19 protein-coding genes are annotated in these 16,385 nt (G+C 50.6%); 11 read left to right on the top strand and 8 right to left on the bottom strand.

What is annotated here, in order from left to right; genetic code table 11:
* Positions 1-223 precede the first annotated feature (223 nt).
* The 5 genes from KO498_RS15910 to KO498_RS15890 form a co-directional block, all read right to left on the bottom strand.
* Complete coding sequence (locus KO498_RS15910; RefSeq protein WP_215960911.1) at positions 224-862, bottom strand: HipA domain-containing protein; 639 nt, start codon at positions 860-862, stop codon at positions 224-226.
* 10 nt (positions 863-872) lie between these two features.
* The gene (locus KO498_RS15905) at positions 873-1,079 is read right to left on the bottom strand and encodes a hypothetical protein (RefSeq protein WP_215960910.1); all 207 of its coding nucleotides are present in this window, start codon (positions 1,077-1,079) and stop codon (positions 873-875) included.
* 525 nt (positions 1,080-1,604) lie between these two features.
* Positions 1,605-2,078, bottom strand: a complete 474-nt coding sequence (locus KO498_RS15900; RefSeq protein ID WP_215960909.1) for a tRNA (cytidine(34)-2'-O)-methyltransferase — start codon at positions 2,076-2,078, stop codon at positions 1,605-1,607.
* An 81-nt stretch (positions 2,079-2,159) separates the two neighbouring features.
* A complete protein-coding gene (locus KO498_RS15895; RefSeq protein ID WP_215960908.1) occupies positions 2,160-2,672 on the bottom strand; it encodes a hypothetical protein in 513 nt (170 codons plus the stop codon).
* A 382-nt stretch (positions 2,673-3,054) separates the two neighbouring features.
* Complete coding sequence (locus KO498_RS15890; RefSeq protein ID WP_215960907.1) at positions 3,055-3,903, bottom strand: TIGR01459 family HAD-type hydrolase; 849 nt, start codon at positions 3,901-3,903, stop codon at positions 3,055-3,057.
* Positions 3,904-4,433: 530 nt separating this feature from the next.
* Between KO498_RS15890 and KO498_RS15885 the strand changes: the two genes are divergently transcribed.
* The 8 genes from KO498_RS15885 (at position 4,434) to KO498_RS15855 (ending at position 9,719) form a co-directional block, all read left to right on the top strand.
* Positions 4,434-5,747 carry a pyridoxal-phosphate-dependent aminotransferase family protein gene (locus KO498_RS15885; RefSeq protein WP_252731501.1) on the top strand — a complete coding sequence of 438 codons (1,314 nt, stop codon included), beginning with the start codon at positions 4,434-4,436 and terminating at the stop codon, positions 5,745-5,747.
* Positions 5,744-6,511, top strand: a complete 768-nt coding sequence (locus KO498_RS15880; RefSeq protein WP_215960906.1) for a CDP-alcohol phosphatidyltransferase family protein — start codon at positions 5,744-5,746, stop codon at positions 6,509-6,511. Before KO498_RS15885 ends, KO498_RS15880 begins: the two co-directional genes overlap by 4 nt.
* 34 nt (positions 6,512-6,545) lie before the next feature.
* On the top strand, positions 6,546-7,367 hold the full coding sequence (locus tag KO498_RS15875; protein WP_215960905.1) for an NTP transferase domain-containing protein: 822 nt from the start codon (positions 6,546-6,548) through the stop codon (positions 7,365-7,367).
* 107 nt (positions 7,368-7,474) lie between these two features.
* The gene (locus tag KO498_RS18365; RefSeq protein ID WP_289847847.1) at positions 7,475-7,603 is read left to right on the top strand and encodes a hypothetical protein; all 129 of its coding nucleotides are present in this window, start codon (positions 7,475-7,477) and stop codon (positions 7,601-7,603) included.
* A 151-nt stretch (positions 7,604-7,754) separates the two neighbouring features.
* Entirely contained in the window at positions 7,755-8,036 is a 282-nt protein-coding gene (locus tag KO498_RS15870) for a hypothetical protein (RefSeq protein ID WP_215960904.1), read from the top strand.
* A 311-nt stretch (positions 8,037-8,347) separates the two neighbouring features.
* Positions 8,348-8,764, top strand: a complete 417-nt coding sequence (locus KO498_RS15865) for a hypothetical protein (protein ID WP_215960903.1) — start codon at positions 8,348-8,350, stop codon at positions 8,762-8,764.
* A gap of 94 nt (positions 8,765-8,858) precedes the next feature.
* Entirely contained in the window at positions 8,859-9,344 is a 486-nt protein-coding gene (locus tag KO498_RS15860; RefSeq protein ID WP_215960902.1) for an ImmA/IrrE family metallo-endopeptidase, read from the top strand.
* Positions 9,345-9,347: 3 nt separating this feature from the next.
* Positions 9,348-9,719, top strand: a complete 372-nt coding sequence (locus KO498_RS15855; protein WP_215960901.1) for a hypothetical protein — start codon at positions 9,348-9,350, stop codon at positions 9,717-9,719.
* Here KO498_RS15855 and KO498_RS15850 read toward each other — a convergent pair.
* Positions 9,716-10,678 carry an IS1595 family transposase gene (locus KO498_RS15850; RefSeq protein WP_215960900.1) on the bottom strand — a complete coding sequence of 321 codons (963 nt, stop codon included), beginning with the start codon at positions 10,676-10,678 and terminating at the stop codon, positions 9,716-9,718. The genes KO498_RS15855 and KO498_RS15850 overlap by 4 nt on opposite strands.
* A 99-nt stretch (positions 10,679-10,777) precedes the next feature.
* Between KO498_RS15850 and KO498_RS15845 the strand changes: the two genes are divergently transcribed.
* On the top strand, positions 10,778-11,008 hold the full coding sequence (locus tag KO498_RS15845) for a DUF6471 domain-containing protein (RefSeq protein WP_215960899.1): 231 nt from the start codon (positions 10,778-10,780) through the stop codon (positions 11,006-11,008).
* Between the two features lies 1 nt (position 11,009).
* On the top strand, positions 11,010-11,858 hold the full coding sequence (locus KO498_RS15840; RefSeq protein ID WP_215960898.1) for a hypothetical protein: 849 nt from the start codon (positions 11,010-11,012) through the stop codon (positions 11,856-11,858).
* Between the two features lie 337 nt (positions 11,859-12,195).
* On the opposite strand, the gene KO498_RS15835 is transcribed toward KO498_RS15840, so the two are convergent.
* Positions 12,196-12,621 carry a response regulator gene (locus KO498_RS15835; RefSeq protein ID WP_215960897.1) on the bottom strand — a complete coding sequence of 142 codons (426 nt, stop codon included), beginning with the start codon at positions 12,619-12,621 and terminating at the stop codon, positions 12,196-12,198.
* A gap of 316 nt (positions 12,622-12,937) precedes the next feature.
* On the opposite strand from KO498_RS15835, the gene KO498_RS15830 reads away from it, so the two are divergent.
* Positions 12,938-15,496, top strand: coding sequence for a PAS domain-containing protein (locus tag KO498_RS15830; protein ID WP_215960896.1), 2,559 nt, complete (start codon positions 12,938-12,940; stop codon positions 15,494-15,496).
* 58 nt (positions 15,497-15,554) lie between these two features.
* Here KO498_RS15830 and KO498_RS15825 read toward each other — a convergent pair whose 3' ends face one another.
* Complete coding sequence (locus tag KO498_RS15825; protein ID WP_215960895.1) at positions 15,555-16,070, bottom strand: hypothetical protein; 516 nt, start codon at positions 16,068-16,070, stop codon at positions 15,555-15,557.
* Positions 16,071-16,385: the final 315 nt, after the last annotated feature.

The following is a 16,385-nucleotide window of genomic DNA, read 5'->3' as shown; positions in this document are numbered from 1 at the left end:
AGTTTTGAAAATCACTCCATATACGAAGTTTTTGGCGCTTAGGCCGTCACAGAACGCTTGCGGTAGAGGTTCTTTGGCTGGAGCATGCCCCATTTTATATTACGATCATGTAAGAAAATTTGAGAGTGGATGAACGTGCTTTCCAACGTGCATTGGGGGCACGTATCGGACTCCTGTTTCCCGAAGCTTACGTTACAAAATTCGGTTCTAAATGCTGCCTGTCTTAAACCTTGTTCTTAGGATCATCCAGCCGCCCAGCGATCCGCAATGCGTTCTCTTCCACCAGCTTTGCCACATGTTCGACCATATTCGGTTCTGCACCGCGCTGGGCGCTGACCACATGAACGGCTTCCACACGGGCACCTACCATTGCGTCAACCAGTTCCTGCACCCGCGATCTTAAACCTGCGGGGTTGAACCCTGCGGCCTCGGCGATGCGGTCCCAGTGGCGACGGGCCATGTCGCTCGGCTTACGTTTGCGGCCACCGAGTTTTTGGGCGTGATATTGATTGACGTGATCCCAGTGCAGCACAGTTGATACATCGTAGAGCGGTGCCATTCTGGGGCTATTATCAAGCAGCATTGAGTAGTTCTTGGCGTGGGCGTCTGTGTTTGCCACGAGGATGTTGAAGATCACCTGATCCTGTAGCGTGAGCGCATCCTTGGCAGACATGTGTCGTGCCGTAGTAAGCAGTTGGGTCATATCTAAACCGCTCACGGTGCCTTGCTCATATTTCTGGGCGGGGAAAATGGAGTTGGCCTGCGCGAAGTCTTCTTGATGCAACCGTCGTAGTCTGCCGTCTTTTCGGGTGGCGCGATCATACCGTGCTACAGCCAAGGAGGTTCGTTCTCCTGCTGTCACGATTCCAGCTTCAACAACGGGTATCCTGATACGGCAGATCACGGAAGTCGTAGGGCCGTTCTGGAACTGTCAGCAAATCAGAACCCGTTACGTTGAGGTGAGGTGATCTCTTCCAGAATACGCCACGGCCATACGTCACATCTGCGATGCTCAGGTTAGGGTCGGTTGCATACAGCCGAGAGACTTCCTTGATGAGATCAGCGTTGCTGCCACGCACCAATGCTTCGACAGGATTGGTGGTGATCTTCTTTCGGCGTCGGTAGTCAGCTTGGCGGCACTTGTCTTAACAGAATTTTCGGTCAGCGCGGGTGCCTGTCGAAGGAATGGGTGCCTTGCAGTGGCAGCGAGCCGTAACGGAAATATGATCTGTCATGCGTTACGAATACGATGCTCTCTATTGAACCGCAACGGCCATTGCATGAGGATATTACGTAGGCCGTGGACATGGTGCAGAACGTCACTGAATTTTTCCACACAGCAGTCATTGGTGTATATTGCAGCGAAAGCTCAAATTGAGCCCATTGTACCGTATGCTGCGGTTTGGACAGATATCCGCTTTGGGGAAATTGATGAAATTGCGTTCGTGAACGGCAGCCTGTAGCTGCTGCCCACCGGTGGCTTTTTTGCTGCATCGCAGCTTCGCTAGACCTGCCATTCATGTATCGCGCAGCACTTTTGACAGCTTAATTGAAATACTGCGGAATTCTGCAGGCACCGCCAACAATGTCGCCTATGGCCGCTTTCATCCGCCTAGCTGGGTGCGCATAGCTTGATAGACAACTGCTGTGGCTACGTTTGCCAAATTGAGCGATCGGACCCGTGTATCAAGCATAGGTAAGCTGAATGTCCGGTCTTCCATACCATCAAGGATCGTCAAAGACAGTCCCGCAGATTCGCAGCCGAATACCAAATAGGCGTCTTGTTCATAGGCCGGATCGTAAAGGGTTTGGGCACGGTTTTCTTCAAAAAAGTACAGGCTTTCGCGGCATGGCTTGCGAGCCTCTAGGAACCCTTCCCAAGTGTCATATTCGCTAAGGTTAACGTACTTCCAGTAATCCGTTCCGGCCCGCCGCACGGCTTTCTCATCAAGGGAAAACCCGTAAGGCTTGATCAAAATCAACTCTAGATTCAACGCAACGCAGGTCCGTCCGATTGCGCCCGTATTGTACGGAATTTCGGGTGTGACCAACACGATTTTCATGCGCGGTTCAGACATAAGATGTGTGACCTTTCTCTATTGAGATTGCTGAATTTGCAGTGCGCCGCATGCTTGTTTTTGCAAATTGAGTTCGGTTAGCTACCGTTTTTCCAGAAACTGGTAAGCTTCAAGAAGTGTTGTCGCGAGCCCGTCAAAAAAGCCGGGCAAGCTAACATCTATAAGGTTTGAGGGCGCGTTTTCTTCTTGTGACGTGGTGTTTTCAGAGGGCTTTATATGAAAAAGTATTGTAGGCGTGTTTAGCAATTCCCGATAGCTCGCGCCGTTTCCGTGTTTAAGCACGTTGATTGCTAGATAATATTTGTGAATTCTATCGGCGAGGTCTGTGTGCTCGGCCTCCAAAAGAGCTGATCTTAGTTTTCGCGAAAACGGCCCCCGCTTGAAGTGGTGTTGCATGCGCGCCTCAAAAAGAGTGAAAGCATCAACCGCAATCCGTTTAAGCGCGACATGCGCAGCTCGAAGCTCTTCCACTTGCGTTTCGGAACCGGACGGCCCCTCCAAATGGCTTCGAACACCCGAAATTGTATCTTCGGACAACTTTGCTTTAGCCTGCGCTGCCGCAATTAGATCCGGCACATTCTGTGACGTTGTCATCGTTCATTCTCCGTATGGGTCTACCTTCCCTTAAGCTACAGGGCTAGGAAAGATAGGGGCAGGAATGGTTTATTGTGTGCCCCGTAGATATCAATCACTCAGGCAACCGCTCATGAGAGCGATCATTTGGAACGCAACCATCGAGCCCAATCAGGAACGGCGCTTAGCGAACCTTAGGAGATGCTGTGTTGGCCGCTGTCCCAAAGCCGGCCCTCATGGAGGATGCGGCCTATGAAGTGGTTGGAGGCTTACTTTGCGAGGCAAATAGTTTTTTTATAACGTCTGGAACAATGGCCTTTTGGGGACAACGGACGTTAAAAATATGAACACGCCATTTAGAATTAGTCCCATTCCCCAAGCTGGTGAGCTAAACACCGCAGAGTCAGGTCCAGCGTAACTTGTCACAAATACCAACCAGTTTAAGATTTGAGTATCGGCTTTTGATCGTGTTGGCGGCTTTTGTCGCTTCACTAACAGAGCTCATTTCGCCAAATTCACTGGCATGGATGCCGCCTGCAACAAAGTAGGCGTCAAACCCGTTGTCAGCGGCCCCTTTGATATCTGTTAACAACCCATCGCCCACAGCCAGCAACCGTTCTTTTGGTAAATCCTGACCTGCAAGATCCTTCGCTCGCTTCAATGCCTCGTTGTAAATTGCAGCTTGAGGTTTTCCTGCAAAAATAACTTTGCCACCTAACTGAGAATAAAGTTGCGCAATGGATCCTGCACAAATGACCATTCGGTTGCCGCTTCGAATAACAAGATCGGGGTTTGCGCAGATCATCAAGACCGCGTTGTCTCGCATTCTGACAAGTTCACTGCGATAGATATCCGCCGTTTCTATCGCGTCATCCAGAGGCCCCGTCAAAAGGCACAGCTTTGCATCAGGCAATTCTACAACCGGATTCTTCAGGCTTTCTAGAACGGATAGATCACGCGCAGGGCCAAAGTGATATAGGGGCGCGCCGGGGTGAGGCGCAATCAGTGCATTCACGACATCGCCAGAGGTGATGATGGTATCGAAAGCTTCACGCGGGAAGCCGAGGCGTTTTAGCTGAGGGTATATGTCTTTGGATAAACGTGGCGCGTTGGTGATCAGAATAACATAGCGTCCACTGGCACGAACTCTGCACAATGCATCGACCGCCTCATCAAATGCAGCAACGCCATTGTGCAGCACCCCCCAAATATCACAAAGCAGGCCGTCATAGTGGTCTACAAGTTTACTCAATGGGAGGAGCGCTCTTGGTGTGTCCAAAGACTGAATGGGTGTTTTCATGAGAACTTGAGGTTAGTCGCACGCATCCTGCTGTGCAAGCGGGGCGTTAGAAAGATGCGATGCCAAGTTAACACGTATGTTCGGTGTAACAGGACGTAGTTTTCACAACGCAATATCGGGTAATCCGGCAGATGCAATGGGGCGGTCGGAAACCATTCCTTGCTATTGGGCCTAATGTTCCTTATAGAACAAACTTCGGACGCTTAACGAAAACGACCGACAGCTTTTCTAAGGTCAATCGTGGCGGGTCAGAATATCTGATCTTGCCGCCGGAAGCTTCCGGTCAAAACCCAACACCCAATCAGTGCGTGTTGTTTTCATCTTGCGACCTGCCGATTTGTTCGACTTTACTGCATAGCTTCTAAGCCGTTGTTTTCCAACGGATGATGCTCGCTTGATCCGCACGCATTTCAGAGATCAGGCGTTTCTCGTATTTTATACAAACGTTCAATTTTCGGACGGCGTCGCGACAGTCACCCTTGATGGCTGCGTTTTCTAACTCGATTTGTGCCCTCTCGATGTCCCCGCACGGCTCACGTGTGCGGACGTATCATGGGCGCGGCGACCTCATGATCTCGGTCATGTTGTCCTTGGAGAATGACCTGATTTTGGACAAATACCTGCTTTTCACCCCCGGCCCTGTGAATGTGGCCCAAACCTTGCGAGCGGCGATCTGCAAAGAGGATATCTGTCATCGTGAACCCGATTTTGATAATCTTCTTGGCAGTATCGAGCAAAAACTGATCTCGCTCTTTCAGATTAGAAACCGTGCGCGTTATCGTGCCGTTGTCATTACCGGTTCCGGCACGGCGGCCAACGAAGCTATCCTATCTTCTGTCGTGGGAAAGGGCGCGATCCTAATCCTGTCGAACGGTGAGTTTGGCGAGCGATTGCATAAAACGTCTGTCATCCACAACAAACAGACCCACCTCATCGAAATGCCTTGGGGCGCACGGTTCGATATCCCCCAGATTGCAGCATATCTGACGACCCATAAGATCGATGTCGTGGCAATGGTGCATCACGAGACCTGTTCCGGCATGTTGAACCCGCTTGCCCAGATCGGCGCATTGGCAAAAACCAGCGGCGCGTTGTTCGTGGTGGATGGTGTCAGCTCCGTTGGTGCCGAGGTGATCGACATGGAGGCGTGCAACATTGCTTTTGTGTCCAGCTCCAGCTCCAAGGCCATTGGTTCATATCCAGGGCTGTCATTTGTCGTTGGCCGTAAAAAGCACTTCAAACGACTAAAACAACACGCAGCGAAAACGACCTATCTGAACCTCGCAACTTTTTACGCGTTTCTCAAAAATCACAGCCAGACCCCAAACACCCCCGCCGTTCCCTTGTTTTTTGCGCTTGAGCAGGCCCTGACCGATATCCTGCGTGAAGGTACTTTGAAACGCTATGCGCGCATCAAAGCCCGCGCGGATCTTCTGCGTGTCGGCATGCGTAAACTCAACCTCGATTTTTTGATTGAAGAGCCAGACATGTGTTCTATCCTGACAACTGTTCAGGTGCCGCCGTCGATATCAGTGCGCGCCCTACGAGACCGGCTTCGCGAAAAGTCCATCATCATATACGAGGGCAAAGGTTGCTTTGCTGATAAGGTCTTCCAGGTTGGTAATATCGGGGAATTGTCCGATTACGACATCCGCTATTTTCTCGCCTCCCTCAAAGACGTGCTGCTGACCTTGCAGGCAGAAGCTGCTGATCTGGTTGCACCTGTAACACCGAAAGTCGCGAGCTTGGTCATGTTGCCAACCCCCAACCGAGTGAGGCCGAAGGTAGTGTCATGACAAGCAAACTTACACAGCTTTGGGCCACTAAAACACCCGATGATGAATGGTGGTCCTCTTTCATTACGTCCCCACTTGCCATCGTTTCAAATTATGGCGCTGTCGAAATTTCCTGGATCACGCCAAACCGGATAACAGCGGCGTCGTTTGTTGTCGCAATCGTGGCGGCAATTGGCATTATTGTCGGCGGAACCGGATGGTTCATTGCGGCCGCAATCCTGATCCATGTGAGCCACATCCTCGATTGTATGGACGGACAGATGGCGCGGTACCGACGGGTCTCATCCCCCGTAGGCAGCTATTATGACCGCCTAACAGATCAGGTGCAGGTCTCTCTGTGGTTCGGGGCCGCCGGATATGCGGCCTATGTGCAAACAGGCAACGCCACCCCTATATTTCTCGCAATGATCGGCATCGCGTTTTACGGTTTGCGGGGCTATGCAAAGTACATTTCTCTTGAAATAGAAACGGCACGGGACCCTGAATATCCGGCCAAGATGGCGCGGCTGAAACGGGCAGAGACCACGGCGGGTGTGGCCTTTGGTCTGCGGGCAAACTTGAAGTGGTTCATGAAGGAACAACGCAAGGTTTTGGCCTTTGATGAAGGTGTGTTTATCTTCATGCTATCGGCCGCCCTAATCTTTGACCAACTCATTCCAATGCTATGGGTGTTCGCAGCAAGCCAGTTGTTCTGGGGCATCTCAAAATCTTGGCTCCGGGGGCAAAATATCGGGAAGAACCGAAAAACCTTCTTACAGAAATAGCCTGTCAATACGACCAACTTAGGATACCTTCACTATGAAACACGAAGCCAATCGCCCACCCATGGCCGTCATCCTTGCTGCCGGTATCGGCTCTCGGCTTAGCCCACTCACAGACAATAGCGCCAAGTGCTTGTTGTCGGTTGGCGGGTCCGTCATTCTGGAACGGATGATCCGCAACTGCCTGAGCTGCGGTCTGTCCCAGTTCGTACTGGTGCTTGGCCATAGGGCCGATGAAATCAAGAAATTCGTCGACAAAACCTTTCGCGGCATCCGCGTCACCTATGTGATCAACGACCGTTACCGCGAAACGAACACGGGGTACTCCTTGATGCTGGCCGCTCCGGCTATTGGATCGGCTGAATTTATCAAGTTCGATGCGGACGTGGTGTTTGATGCCAAAATTTTGCGTCAACTCGTCGATAGTCATCAGGCTAACATGTTGTGTATCGACCGAAACATCGCGCTTGAGGACGAAGAGGTTAAGGTTATCACTGATGATCAAATGCGTGTTCTCGAAGTCGGGAAATCCGTCGACTCCAAGCTGGCATTGGGTGAATCTATCGGGATCGAAAAGATCAGCGGCAAAACGGGTTCACTCCTTTTCGCACAGCTCACCCAGATGATGGAGAGCTATGAGAACCTGCAGCAATACTATGAGGCTGCCTATGCAATGCTTGTAACGCAGGGCGTGGTTTTTAGTGCGCTTGATATCACCGGTCTGAACTGGACCGAGATTGATACCGCCGAAGATTTTGCAGCGGCTAATGCGATGTTCGGCTCACCAGTTACGACTATTTCGCGTGGTCAGCAAAAAGCGATAGACGAAGCCGCAGGAAAAGTGGTTACGCTTTCGTAAGCCCGTCAGATCAACACCACTGTGTGCCCAGATAGGCAACAGTGGACGACCGCAGCAGTACTATTGCCATTCCGGCAATGGATCGCTGCATACTGGAAGGACATTCGATGGCTAAAGGTAAAAACAGTAAAAAAGAGACTAAGAAACCAAAGCAAGAAAAGCCGAAAGTCCTGGCAACGGCGAATTCCCTGGCCGGGAAGCCTGCCATTGCGATCGGTGGTAGGAAGGTAAAGTAACCCCCGACGGCTCTTAAAAAGACACTAGCTCAGTCATGGCCCTTTTGAACGCGATGTTCACTAGGGCCGTATTTTGACTGCAGCGCCGGACAGAAACAGTGCCACGGCGAAACACAGTTTCATTAACCGACAATAAACTCAGGAGAGAGTTGTGACCGAAACAAACGAAGCCAACCTGAAGGTGCATTATATCTGCCAGACTTACGCCGAAACGAAGGCTACGCGCGGTGGGCAGGCAGGATTGAAGATCGTTAAACAATTTGAGTATTCCACCTCGCATGAGGCGGAAACCCGTGCTGAACGCGAATTTCGATCTGAAGAATGCGCCGGTGCTGATGCCTATATGGTGATTGAGGACCCAGACTCGGGTGAAGTAGGGGAGCCTGCGTTCATCGTAAGGCTTGGGGCTGTTCCGGATGCCGGTGAGTATTGAAATACCCGTATGGCCGGCTTGCAGATACTCCAAATCGAGCACCTGGAAACGGATCGGATGGTTCCATTCAGGCCTATGATCGAGAAACAATTTCGAGCTTCGTCGAACCACAGAAGACTGGCCAATCGGTTCACTTCTATCCTTCGCTGCAATCACAGAACTTCATATCTTCCAACGTCTGCTTTGTCTCCATTTTAACTGAGGTTTAGTGCCTGTAGAGAATGTCAGCTTTCCGCAAATGGTCGGCCTTATGTATCAAACGCACCAACAATCTAGCTTATAAATAACGGCCTGTGAATCCATAATGCGGCATGGGGCAATCAATCGTTATTCACGGCCTAATCAAGAAGCGCGCAGAGATAGCGGGGCTGCACAAGGCCGCGCAGAAAGCCGCTGACACCATCAAGGACGATCTGGCGGCGATAGACCGCGCCTTAGCCCTGTGCGGCTATCAGGACGACCCCAAGGGCATTGCGCCGCGTGGGAAGTATAAGCAGCTATTCGGGCGCAATGAGTTGAAGCTGTTGACCCGCGAGCGGTTGCGCGAAGGCCCAGCGGATGACGAAACCATCGCGGCGTGGATTATTGAACGTAAGGGCTGGGATGCAGACGACACGCTGCGGGCTGACGTGCTAAAGCGAGCGCGGGATGCCTTGCAACGTGAGCAGAAAGTCGGGCGTGTTGTTCAGGACTTTGGGCCGGATGGGTGTTTGTGGCGGCTTGCGTAATCAACCTACGCCCTTGAACTCATCATATTTTGCTAACATATGTAAGGTACAAATGGTATGATGGCGTATCAAAACCCAATTTGGTGAAAGTGTGATGAAGAGACCTGATTATAAAAGGGCAAGAGCTGAGGCGGCAAGACTGTTAAAGCATTACAGTATACGTTCGCTTCCTATTGATCCGGAAGCTATCGCGGAAAGCGAAGGCATAAATGTAGTTTACGTTGAGTTCAACGAAAAAGCATCTAAGCTGATTTCAGGGCTGTACGACTTTAACGCTCAAAAAATTTATGTGAACAAAACCCTTCCATCCAACCGGAAGACGTTCACAATCGCACACGAACTTGCACATGCTATTCTCCATCAGGAATATGCAGAATCAACTGACTATCGTGCGATGCCAAGAAGCAACGTTCACTTTGATAAGCCTCCAGAAGAAAAAGAGGCTGATGTTTTTGCGGCTTGCCTTCTTGTTCCTCCAAGCGCCCTCAAGAAATACAAAGATGTTGCAAGTATCGAAGAGCTATCCTCCATGTTCGCCGTTTCACGAGACGTTGTGACAGCCCAAATGGATTTCCTGTAGTCTATGGCGACGAAGGGTAACCTACCAGAAGTACTTCAGCGAGACAAAGCGCTACTAGAAATCATCGTTGAATCTGAGCAAGATGAGGATAACGAAAAGGCGAAAAAGCTGGTAGACGGCGCTCGCACGGCTGTCGAAATTATTGGACGCAAGCGTTACTTTGATCTTAGAGACAAGTGGTCAGGTTGGATTATCAAGTGGACAACAGCACTAATAGCGTTCAATGCAGCGATAACCGTAGCAGTAGGCGCGGGATGGTTAGACTACTCTGATTATGAGTGGTTTATCACTGCTGTAATCGTTCAAACATTCCTGCAAATTGTTGGCTTAGGTGCAATCGCCGTCCGTTACCTTTTCGCAGATGGTGGCAGTTAAGCCGCCCGCTGCCAATACCCCTTCCAATTCCGCGACACAGGCGCTTCCATCGAGTTGGCAACCAAACGGTGCGCCATTTCGCCATTGTCTGAACGGCGGCTGTCTTCAAGCCATGCCGAGTGGTTGGCATACTGGTGCAGGTGCTTAGGGCTAACGCCGTGGTGCTGGCCTTCGATCATGTTGCGCAGGCGGCTAAAGAAGCTCTCAACCATGTTGGTGTGCTTGCCGTGGTCGCTGTAAATCTCGGAGTGGTTTACGCGGTCAACCATCCAGCCATCGTGCAGCAAGTCCCAATGGCTTGCTTCGTCCGCTGACATAGTGGCTGTGCGGCTCACGTTCTCAACTGCCAGCGCTACGCCTTCGCCTTCGTTCATGGCGATGAATGGCAGTGTGCGGCCCTCACGCTCACGCAGGGCAACCACAACGCGGCGTGTGCCTGTCTGGTGCTTCTTGAGGCGACGGTCAATGCGTTTGGCTTTCTCGTTGGCGGGGCGGATATGACCGCCGAAGTAAGCGCCATCAATCTCAACGTGGCCTTCGAGCACTTCGCCTGTCTGCACTTCAAGCGCCATTGCTTCGCGCAGCTTGTGGGCCAACACGAAAGCCGTTTTGTATTGGCAGTCGATGCTGCGCGACAGTTGCACCATGCTCATACCTTTTGAGGCGTTCACGATCAGGAAAATCGCGGCCAGCAGGTCAACAAAGTCCATCTTGCGGCTGGCGAATATCGTGCCGGACGTGACTGAGAACTGGTGCGCGCAAGCCTTACACTTGAACTTGCGGCGCGTGGTGATGCTGTAAGTCTCGTCATGGCCGCAACGTGGGCAAACCGCTTCGCCTTCTGTCTCAGGCCAGCGCATTTCGCAGAAGGTTGCGTATGCCGCGTCTTCGCCAGCCTTGTAGATCGCACGAAGGCTGGTGGTGCGGGAAGCTGCTGAAAGGAGGAAGTGCTGGGCCATGTCATTACCTATGATGTCTATACCCTATAAATAGGGGTTACACATCATCACGTCAAGGGATATAACCCTATTAATGAGGTTTTTACCACGGAGATAGATATGCCAAAGCACAGCACGGACGCAGAATGGTCTGATAAGGCAAAGAATTTATTGCGTTCAGAGCTTAAGAGAAAAGGCGTGACATACGCTCAACTATCTGATTTACTTAATAAAATAGACGTAAACGAAAACGAAAAGAACATCGCGAACAAGATCAGCAGAGGCGTATTTACCATGGCGTTCTTTCTGCAATGCATGTCTGCGATAGACGTAACAGAATTGAGGCTTTGAGATGGTTTCATATGATGTCGTAGAGCATGGCGACCGTCTTGTTATTACGCTTGATCCTGGCGAACCCGTAGGGCTCGAAGAATTAGGGCATAGCTTTGCTTCGCTGGCGCGTATGTATGAGCGGCACTATCGCAGCAAAGATGAAGCCGCGCCAAAGCTGTTTGTGACCCGATTAGAAACAGGGTCTGTCATAGCCGAAATAGCCCCATATGGCCTGATGATGGGCGGTATAGCCATGATGGATGGCGGAATGATAATTACGGACTTCGCGAACCGTGTCTGGCGAGGAATTAGTTACTTTTCTGGAAAGCGCGATGAAGTTCAGAAGCTAGAGCATCCTTCTAAAGAAGACGCTGCTGATCTAAAAGAATTCATGAAGCCTCTTACAGGTAAGACGGGCGCGCGGCTTGGCGTTAAGCACGCAAGATACGAGAAGTCAGACGGTGATAAAAAGACGGTCGTTGAGTATAACTTTGATGAAGCCGAAATAAACAAGGCTTCCATAAATATGGACCAAGCCCTAGCGCTACCTGCCCCCAAGGATGATGTTGAACCAACCGAAAGCGGAATCCGAAAAGAGGTAATGCTGTTTTTGGAGCAAGCAAACAGAGGGCCGGGCAAAGAAAAGGGCCGCACAGGTGATCGCGGTCGTATCCCTGAAATATCGGACAAGGTACTTCCTGTCTATTTCCGTCAAAGCATCCAAGATTTGAAAGAAAAGATGATGCAAGGTGAAGAAAACCCGCTGAATTTAGTCTTTGTAGTCGATGTGCATATCCAGCGCATTGATGGTGAGCCAAAGGGCTTCACAGTCGTTGATATTCACGAAAGCACCGAGCGCGACGATTAGCTTGGTGCGTTTGATACATAAGGCCGCAAATGGTGTTTTTCGCCGCGATTGCAGCCATGCTAAAGCGGCCATTGGCTTCGAGGGGTCAATGGTCGGCTTCGTCCCGCGTTGCGGTCATCTGGACGCCCATAAATGCTGCGGTAACGACCAAGGTCCGCTATGCGGGCTGCGACTGTGGCATTGAAACGCTCAGGTGAACGGCAGGTTTGGGCCGATCTCATCGTCCGACGCAAGGGGCGGATTGCAGAACTTCGCTGCAACTGCAACTCCGCCAAACAAACGTTACGAAAGCGGACCTTCGCTGCGGCGCGCTAAAGTCTGTCAGGTCTGTATTAGCCTAATTGTCACGCTTACTATTGCTAAGCAGGTGGAATACCTGTTCTTTCAAATCGCTGTATGTATATGGCTTGCTAAGAAGGGCGGTTGTCGCACCATCTAACGAAACGCCGTCAGATAGTTCCGTTGGAAATCCAGTTACGATAAGTATCGGCATTGTGCGAACTTTGCATTCTTCACTTTCGCGCAGCCAAGTTATTATCTGGTCTCCATGCAAACCGGGCAATTGTAGGTCGATGACACATAAGTCGTAGCTTAACGCCGAGGTGGCTAGGTTGCTCAGAAAACCACTGGCGTCCTCTGCGCTTTCGACACAGCCCCCCATCTTCTCAAGTTGCTTTGTGATGACCGTTCTAAACGCGGTGTTATCATCCACCACAAAAACCCTAAAAGCCGTATTATTCTCATTAGAGTCAACAATGTGCATTTTTTTCCATCACAATCGTATGTTTTGCAATTAAATCCTAACACATATACGTATTTGTTACTAAAATTTTCTTTAATAGTCTTGAAAACTGTAGAGTAAGGGTTCGTCAGCATTTCCTGCGCGAAATCGTGCAATGAGAAATTCACGAACGCAGGAAATGGATATTCGTCGACCAGAAAGCAATGCGCCTTGAGCTACAATGCAAAAAATATTGGAGCCTACACAACTATCGTGTCCTATTTTGGCAATGTTCAGGCCATTTGACGCTTTTGATCAAATACGCCAAGGTTGAATAAACGCCATCTAAGGTTGAAGCATGCACCTCGCTTTCATTCAAAACTTTGCGTATTTTCTTTTGTTGGGCTTTGTCACGTACTCGGTTTTTTCGACGCCGATATCTCCCAAAGGTACGTACCACCGCAGCATGTTGATCGGTGCCGCACTAGGAGCCTGCAGTTTCCTATTTATATCACATCCCAGCGTTCTAAATGACGCCGCCTTCCCGCTAGATGTAGACTTTAGTGCCGGGCCATTGATTTTGGCAGGCTATCTTGGTGGACCAATAGCAGCAATTATTACAAGCTTGGTTGGATTGACTGCTCAGATCTGGGGCGGAAGGCCGTCGCCACTACTCGCTGCCTTGACGTCTGCATCACTACCGTTCTTGGGTGTACTTGTTGGTTACCTGCGGCCTTATCAACAGTGGGCGGACATAAACGCACGGGTGATTTTAGCCTCGATTTTTGGCTTTCTTACGGTTCAATTGTTTTTCCTTATTCTTTTGGGCGGCCTATTGGGTCGTTTGGAAATGCACTGGTCCTTGGCAAATGGTTTTGCGTTGCTTGGCGCTGGTGCGCTGTCGATACTAGCCACTTCCATTGTCATTAAGTATTCTAAGTACTGGGCTGAAATTGTAGCAAGGTCAGACACTCATACGTCAAGGTTCGAACTGGCAACCGAGTCAGCCGGACTTGGCGTTTTCGTTGTCATTGCGGATAGCGACACGCTGTATTTTGACGGCGCAGCGATGGCGATCTTTGGTCTGGATCGTGACGGAGGAGATATAAAAATCGAGGAATGGCTTTCATTGGTCCATCCTGATGACCTTGAGACAACCAAAACGACCTTCAATGCTCTGTGGACGGATACGTTACCATCGCCAGAATATGCCTACCGGATTTTACGCCGCGATGGAGCGACCGCATTTGTCCGGGCCAATTGGTTCGTCAGTCGTGCGAAAAATGGAAAAGTTCAAAAAATTATCGGCGTACTCACCGATGTCACCGACATTCAAGAGGCAGAGCGCAAACACTCTATTGCAGAGGCTCGCATCGCAGGGATTGCGAACAATCTTCCTGGGGTCCTGATGAGCTTTGATTTTCTGGAGAACAACGATTTTAGAGTGACTTACATATCCCATCAATGCGAGGATATCTGGGGTTACACTGCGCAAGAAATCATTGACGATCACCGGATACTGGTGAACGCACATGATCCTGCGGATCTTGATGACCATTTGAAAGCCATGGAAGATGCCGCGAAAAAACTTGATGGTTTTACGCGCCGTTTCAAAATCACGGACCGGATTGGTGCGGTCAAGTGGTTAGAAGCACGTGTAACCACCTCTCATAAAACGGATAGTATTGTTTCAATGGATGGCCTGTTTATCGACATTACGAATGGAGTCGAGGCCCAACTCCGATTAACGGAGCAAACTCAGGTAGCACATCGCGCACAGAAGCACGAAAGTATTGGCCAGTTAACCGGCGGTGTAGCCCATGATTTTAATAACCTTTTGGCGGTTGTACTGGGTAATATGGAGCTGCTTCGGGACGAGCTTACTAGCGAAGAGCAGATCGAACTGATTGACAGTGGGATCGCGGCCATTTTCCAAGGGGCCAACCTTACTCGTAACATGCTGGCTTTCGCCCGTAAGGCGCAACTGGACCCAAAACCTATCGATCTGAACAAGGTGGTACGCGATACTAAGAACTGGACGGCTCGAACCCTTCCTGCGACCATTTCGGTTGAATTGTCACTCTTGGCAGGGCTTTGGCAGGTCAGCGCGGACCCAAGCTCAACCGAGAGCGCTATATTAAATTTGATTTTGAACGCGCGCGACGCGATGGAGGACGTAGGGGAGTTGACCATCGAGACTGCCAATGTGCGGATTGATGAGGAATACATAGATTCCCGAGATGAAACATTGGAGCCGGGTCGGTACGTCATGTTAGCGGTCTCGGATACGGGACATGGGATTGCGGACGACAAATTAGCGAGTATTTTTGAGCCATTCTTTTCGACCAAGGCACCGGGAGCCGGGTCGGGGCTTGGGCTTTCCATGATTGAAGGTTTCATGCGCCAATCAGGCGGCACTGTGCAGGTTTATTCCGAGGTCGGCGTTGGTACTACTTTCAAGCTCTATTTCCCGGCATTTCTAGGTGATGATAGGAGCGTCGAAAAGCCGATCATCCGGTCGCCCGAAACGTCTGGAGGGAGCGGAAAAATACTTGTCGCTGAGGATGAGCCAGAGGTTTTACGCGTGATCGTCGCGAACCTGAAGAAAGCAGGGTATTCTGTCACTCAGGCTAGCTCGGGCGATCAAGCGAAAGAAATTTTTGAGGCCAACCCGAACTTTGATCTTTTGTTGACCGATATTGTTATGCCCGGAACACTTCAGGGGACAACGCTTGCTCGTGTATTGCGCAAAGAATATCCGGACTTACCTGTCATCTTTATGTCGGGGTATGCCAGCGAAGCCACGGTTCATGGCAATGGTTTGCGTCCCGAAGATATTCGCCTGATGAAGCCGGTCGGTCGCGCAGATTTATTCGCAGCCATTGAAAAGTTACTAGCCGCACGAATCCGCGAGTAGAGTTAATACTCGTAGCCGCACATTTGCTCCATTATGGTCAAATATCGGCTTTGGGCCGTTATTGTTGCTCGGGGAATTTTTCCCAACTGAGCAGTCTATCATTGGCTGGCTGAGCGTCGTTTGCCATGGCGGCTTCGGTCAAATCTTTGATTAGCCATCTACTCCTAGACATCCAACCAAACATTTCATCAAGTTGATACCAAGTTAGGATGCGAGTATCTTCGCCAAGCTGCACTTTGAGATGTGCTTCTGGGTGATCGATATGAAGTCGCGCAGAGATGCCAGTCAATCCGTGACATACGAGGTTCCGGATCACGAGCGCTTCCTTAAGCATTTTGACCAAGCGATCGCAAAGGTCTGCCTGAAGTATACTGATGTTATCGGCTTGTTTGACCGCCAGCGACCACACATCGATGGACCTCGATATGCCATGAACCGATTTGGGCTTCTTCTCCGCGTGCAGATTTTCAATTGCTTCATCGAGGGACTGTTCGATACCCGACCAAAGAAACACGAGTGAGCCGGTAGTGCCTTTCATCTGCTCGAAGGTGATGGTCTGGCCAGTATCCGGCACTTCAATCTCAACTCGAGGTTAGATGGGCATTGTTCATGTCCAAGAAGCCACATAGCCATTTCTTTGTCTACTGGATTGCTGCGCCTACGATTAATGACTGCTTCCGGGAAGCCGCAGCGCAGTGTCGACGACACTTCGAGCGTCCGCTTAGGGCCGATCTTTCTCGCGCAATTTCGCTGCAGAAGCGAAATCCTGCACCTGCCCAATCGGTCAAAGTGGGCTCAAACCCGCCGTTAGATCGGTCGCAGCATCCTGTGATATGTAGGTTCGGTCAACGTGGGGTTGTCGATGTGGGAGGGCATGGCGGATCGGAGG

This window comes from Lentibacter algarum (genome assembly GCF_018860975.1).
Lineage (GTDB): Bacteria > Pseudomonadota > Alphaproteobacteria > Rhodobacterales > Rhodobacteraceae > Lentibacter > Lentibacter algarum_A.
This window is presented reverse-complemented; position numbering and strand designations above follow the sequence as displayed.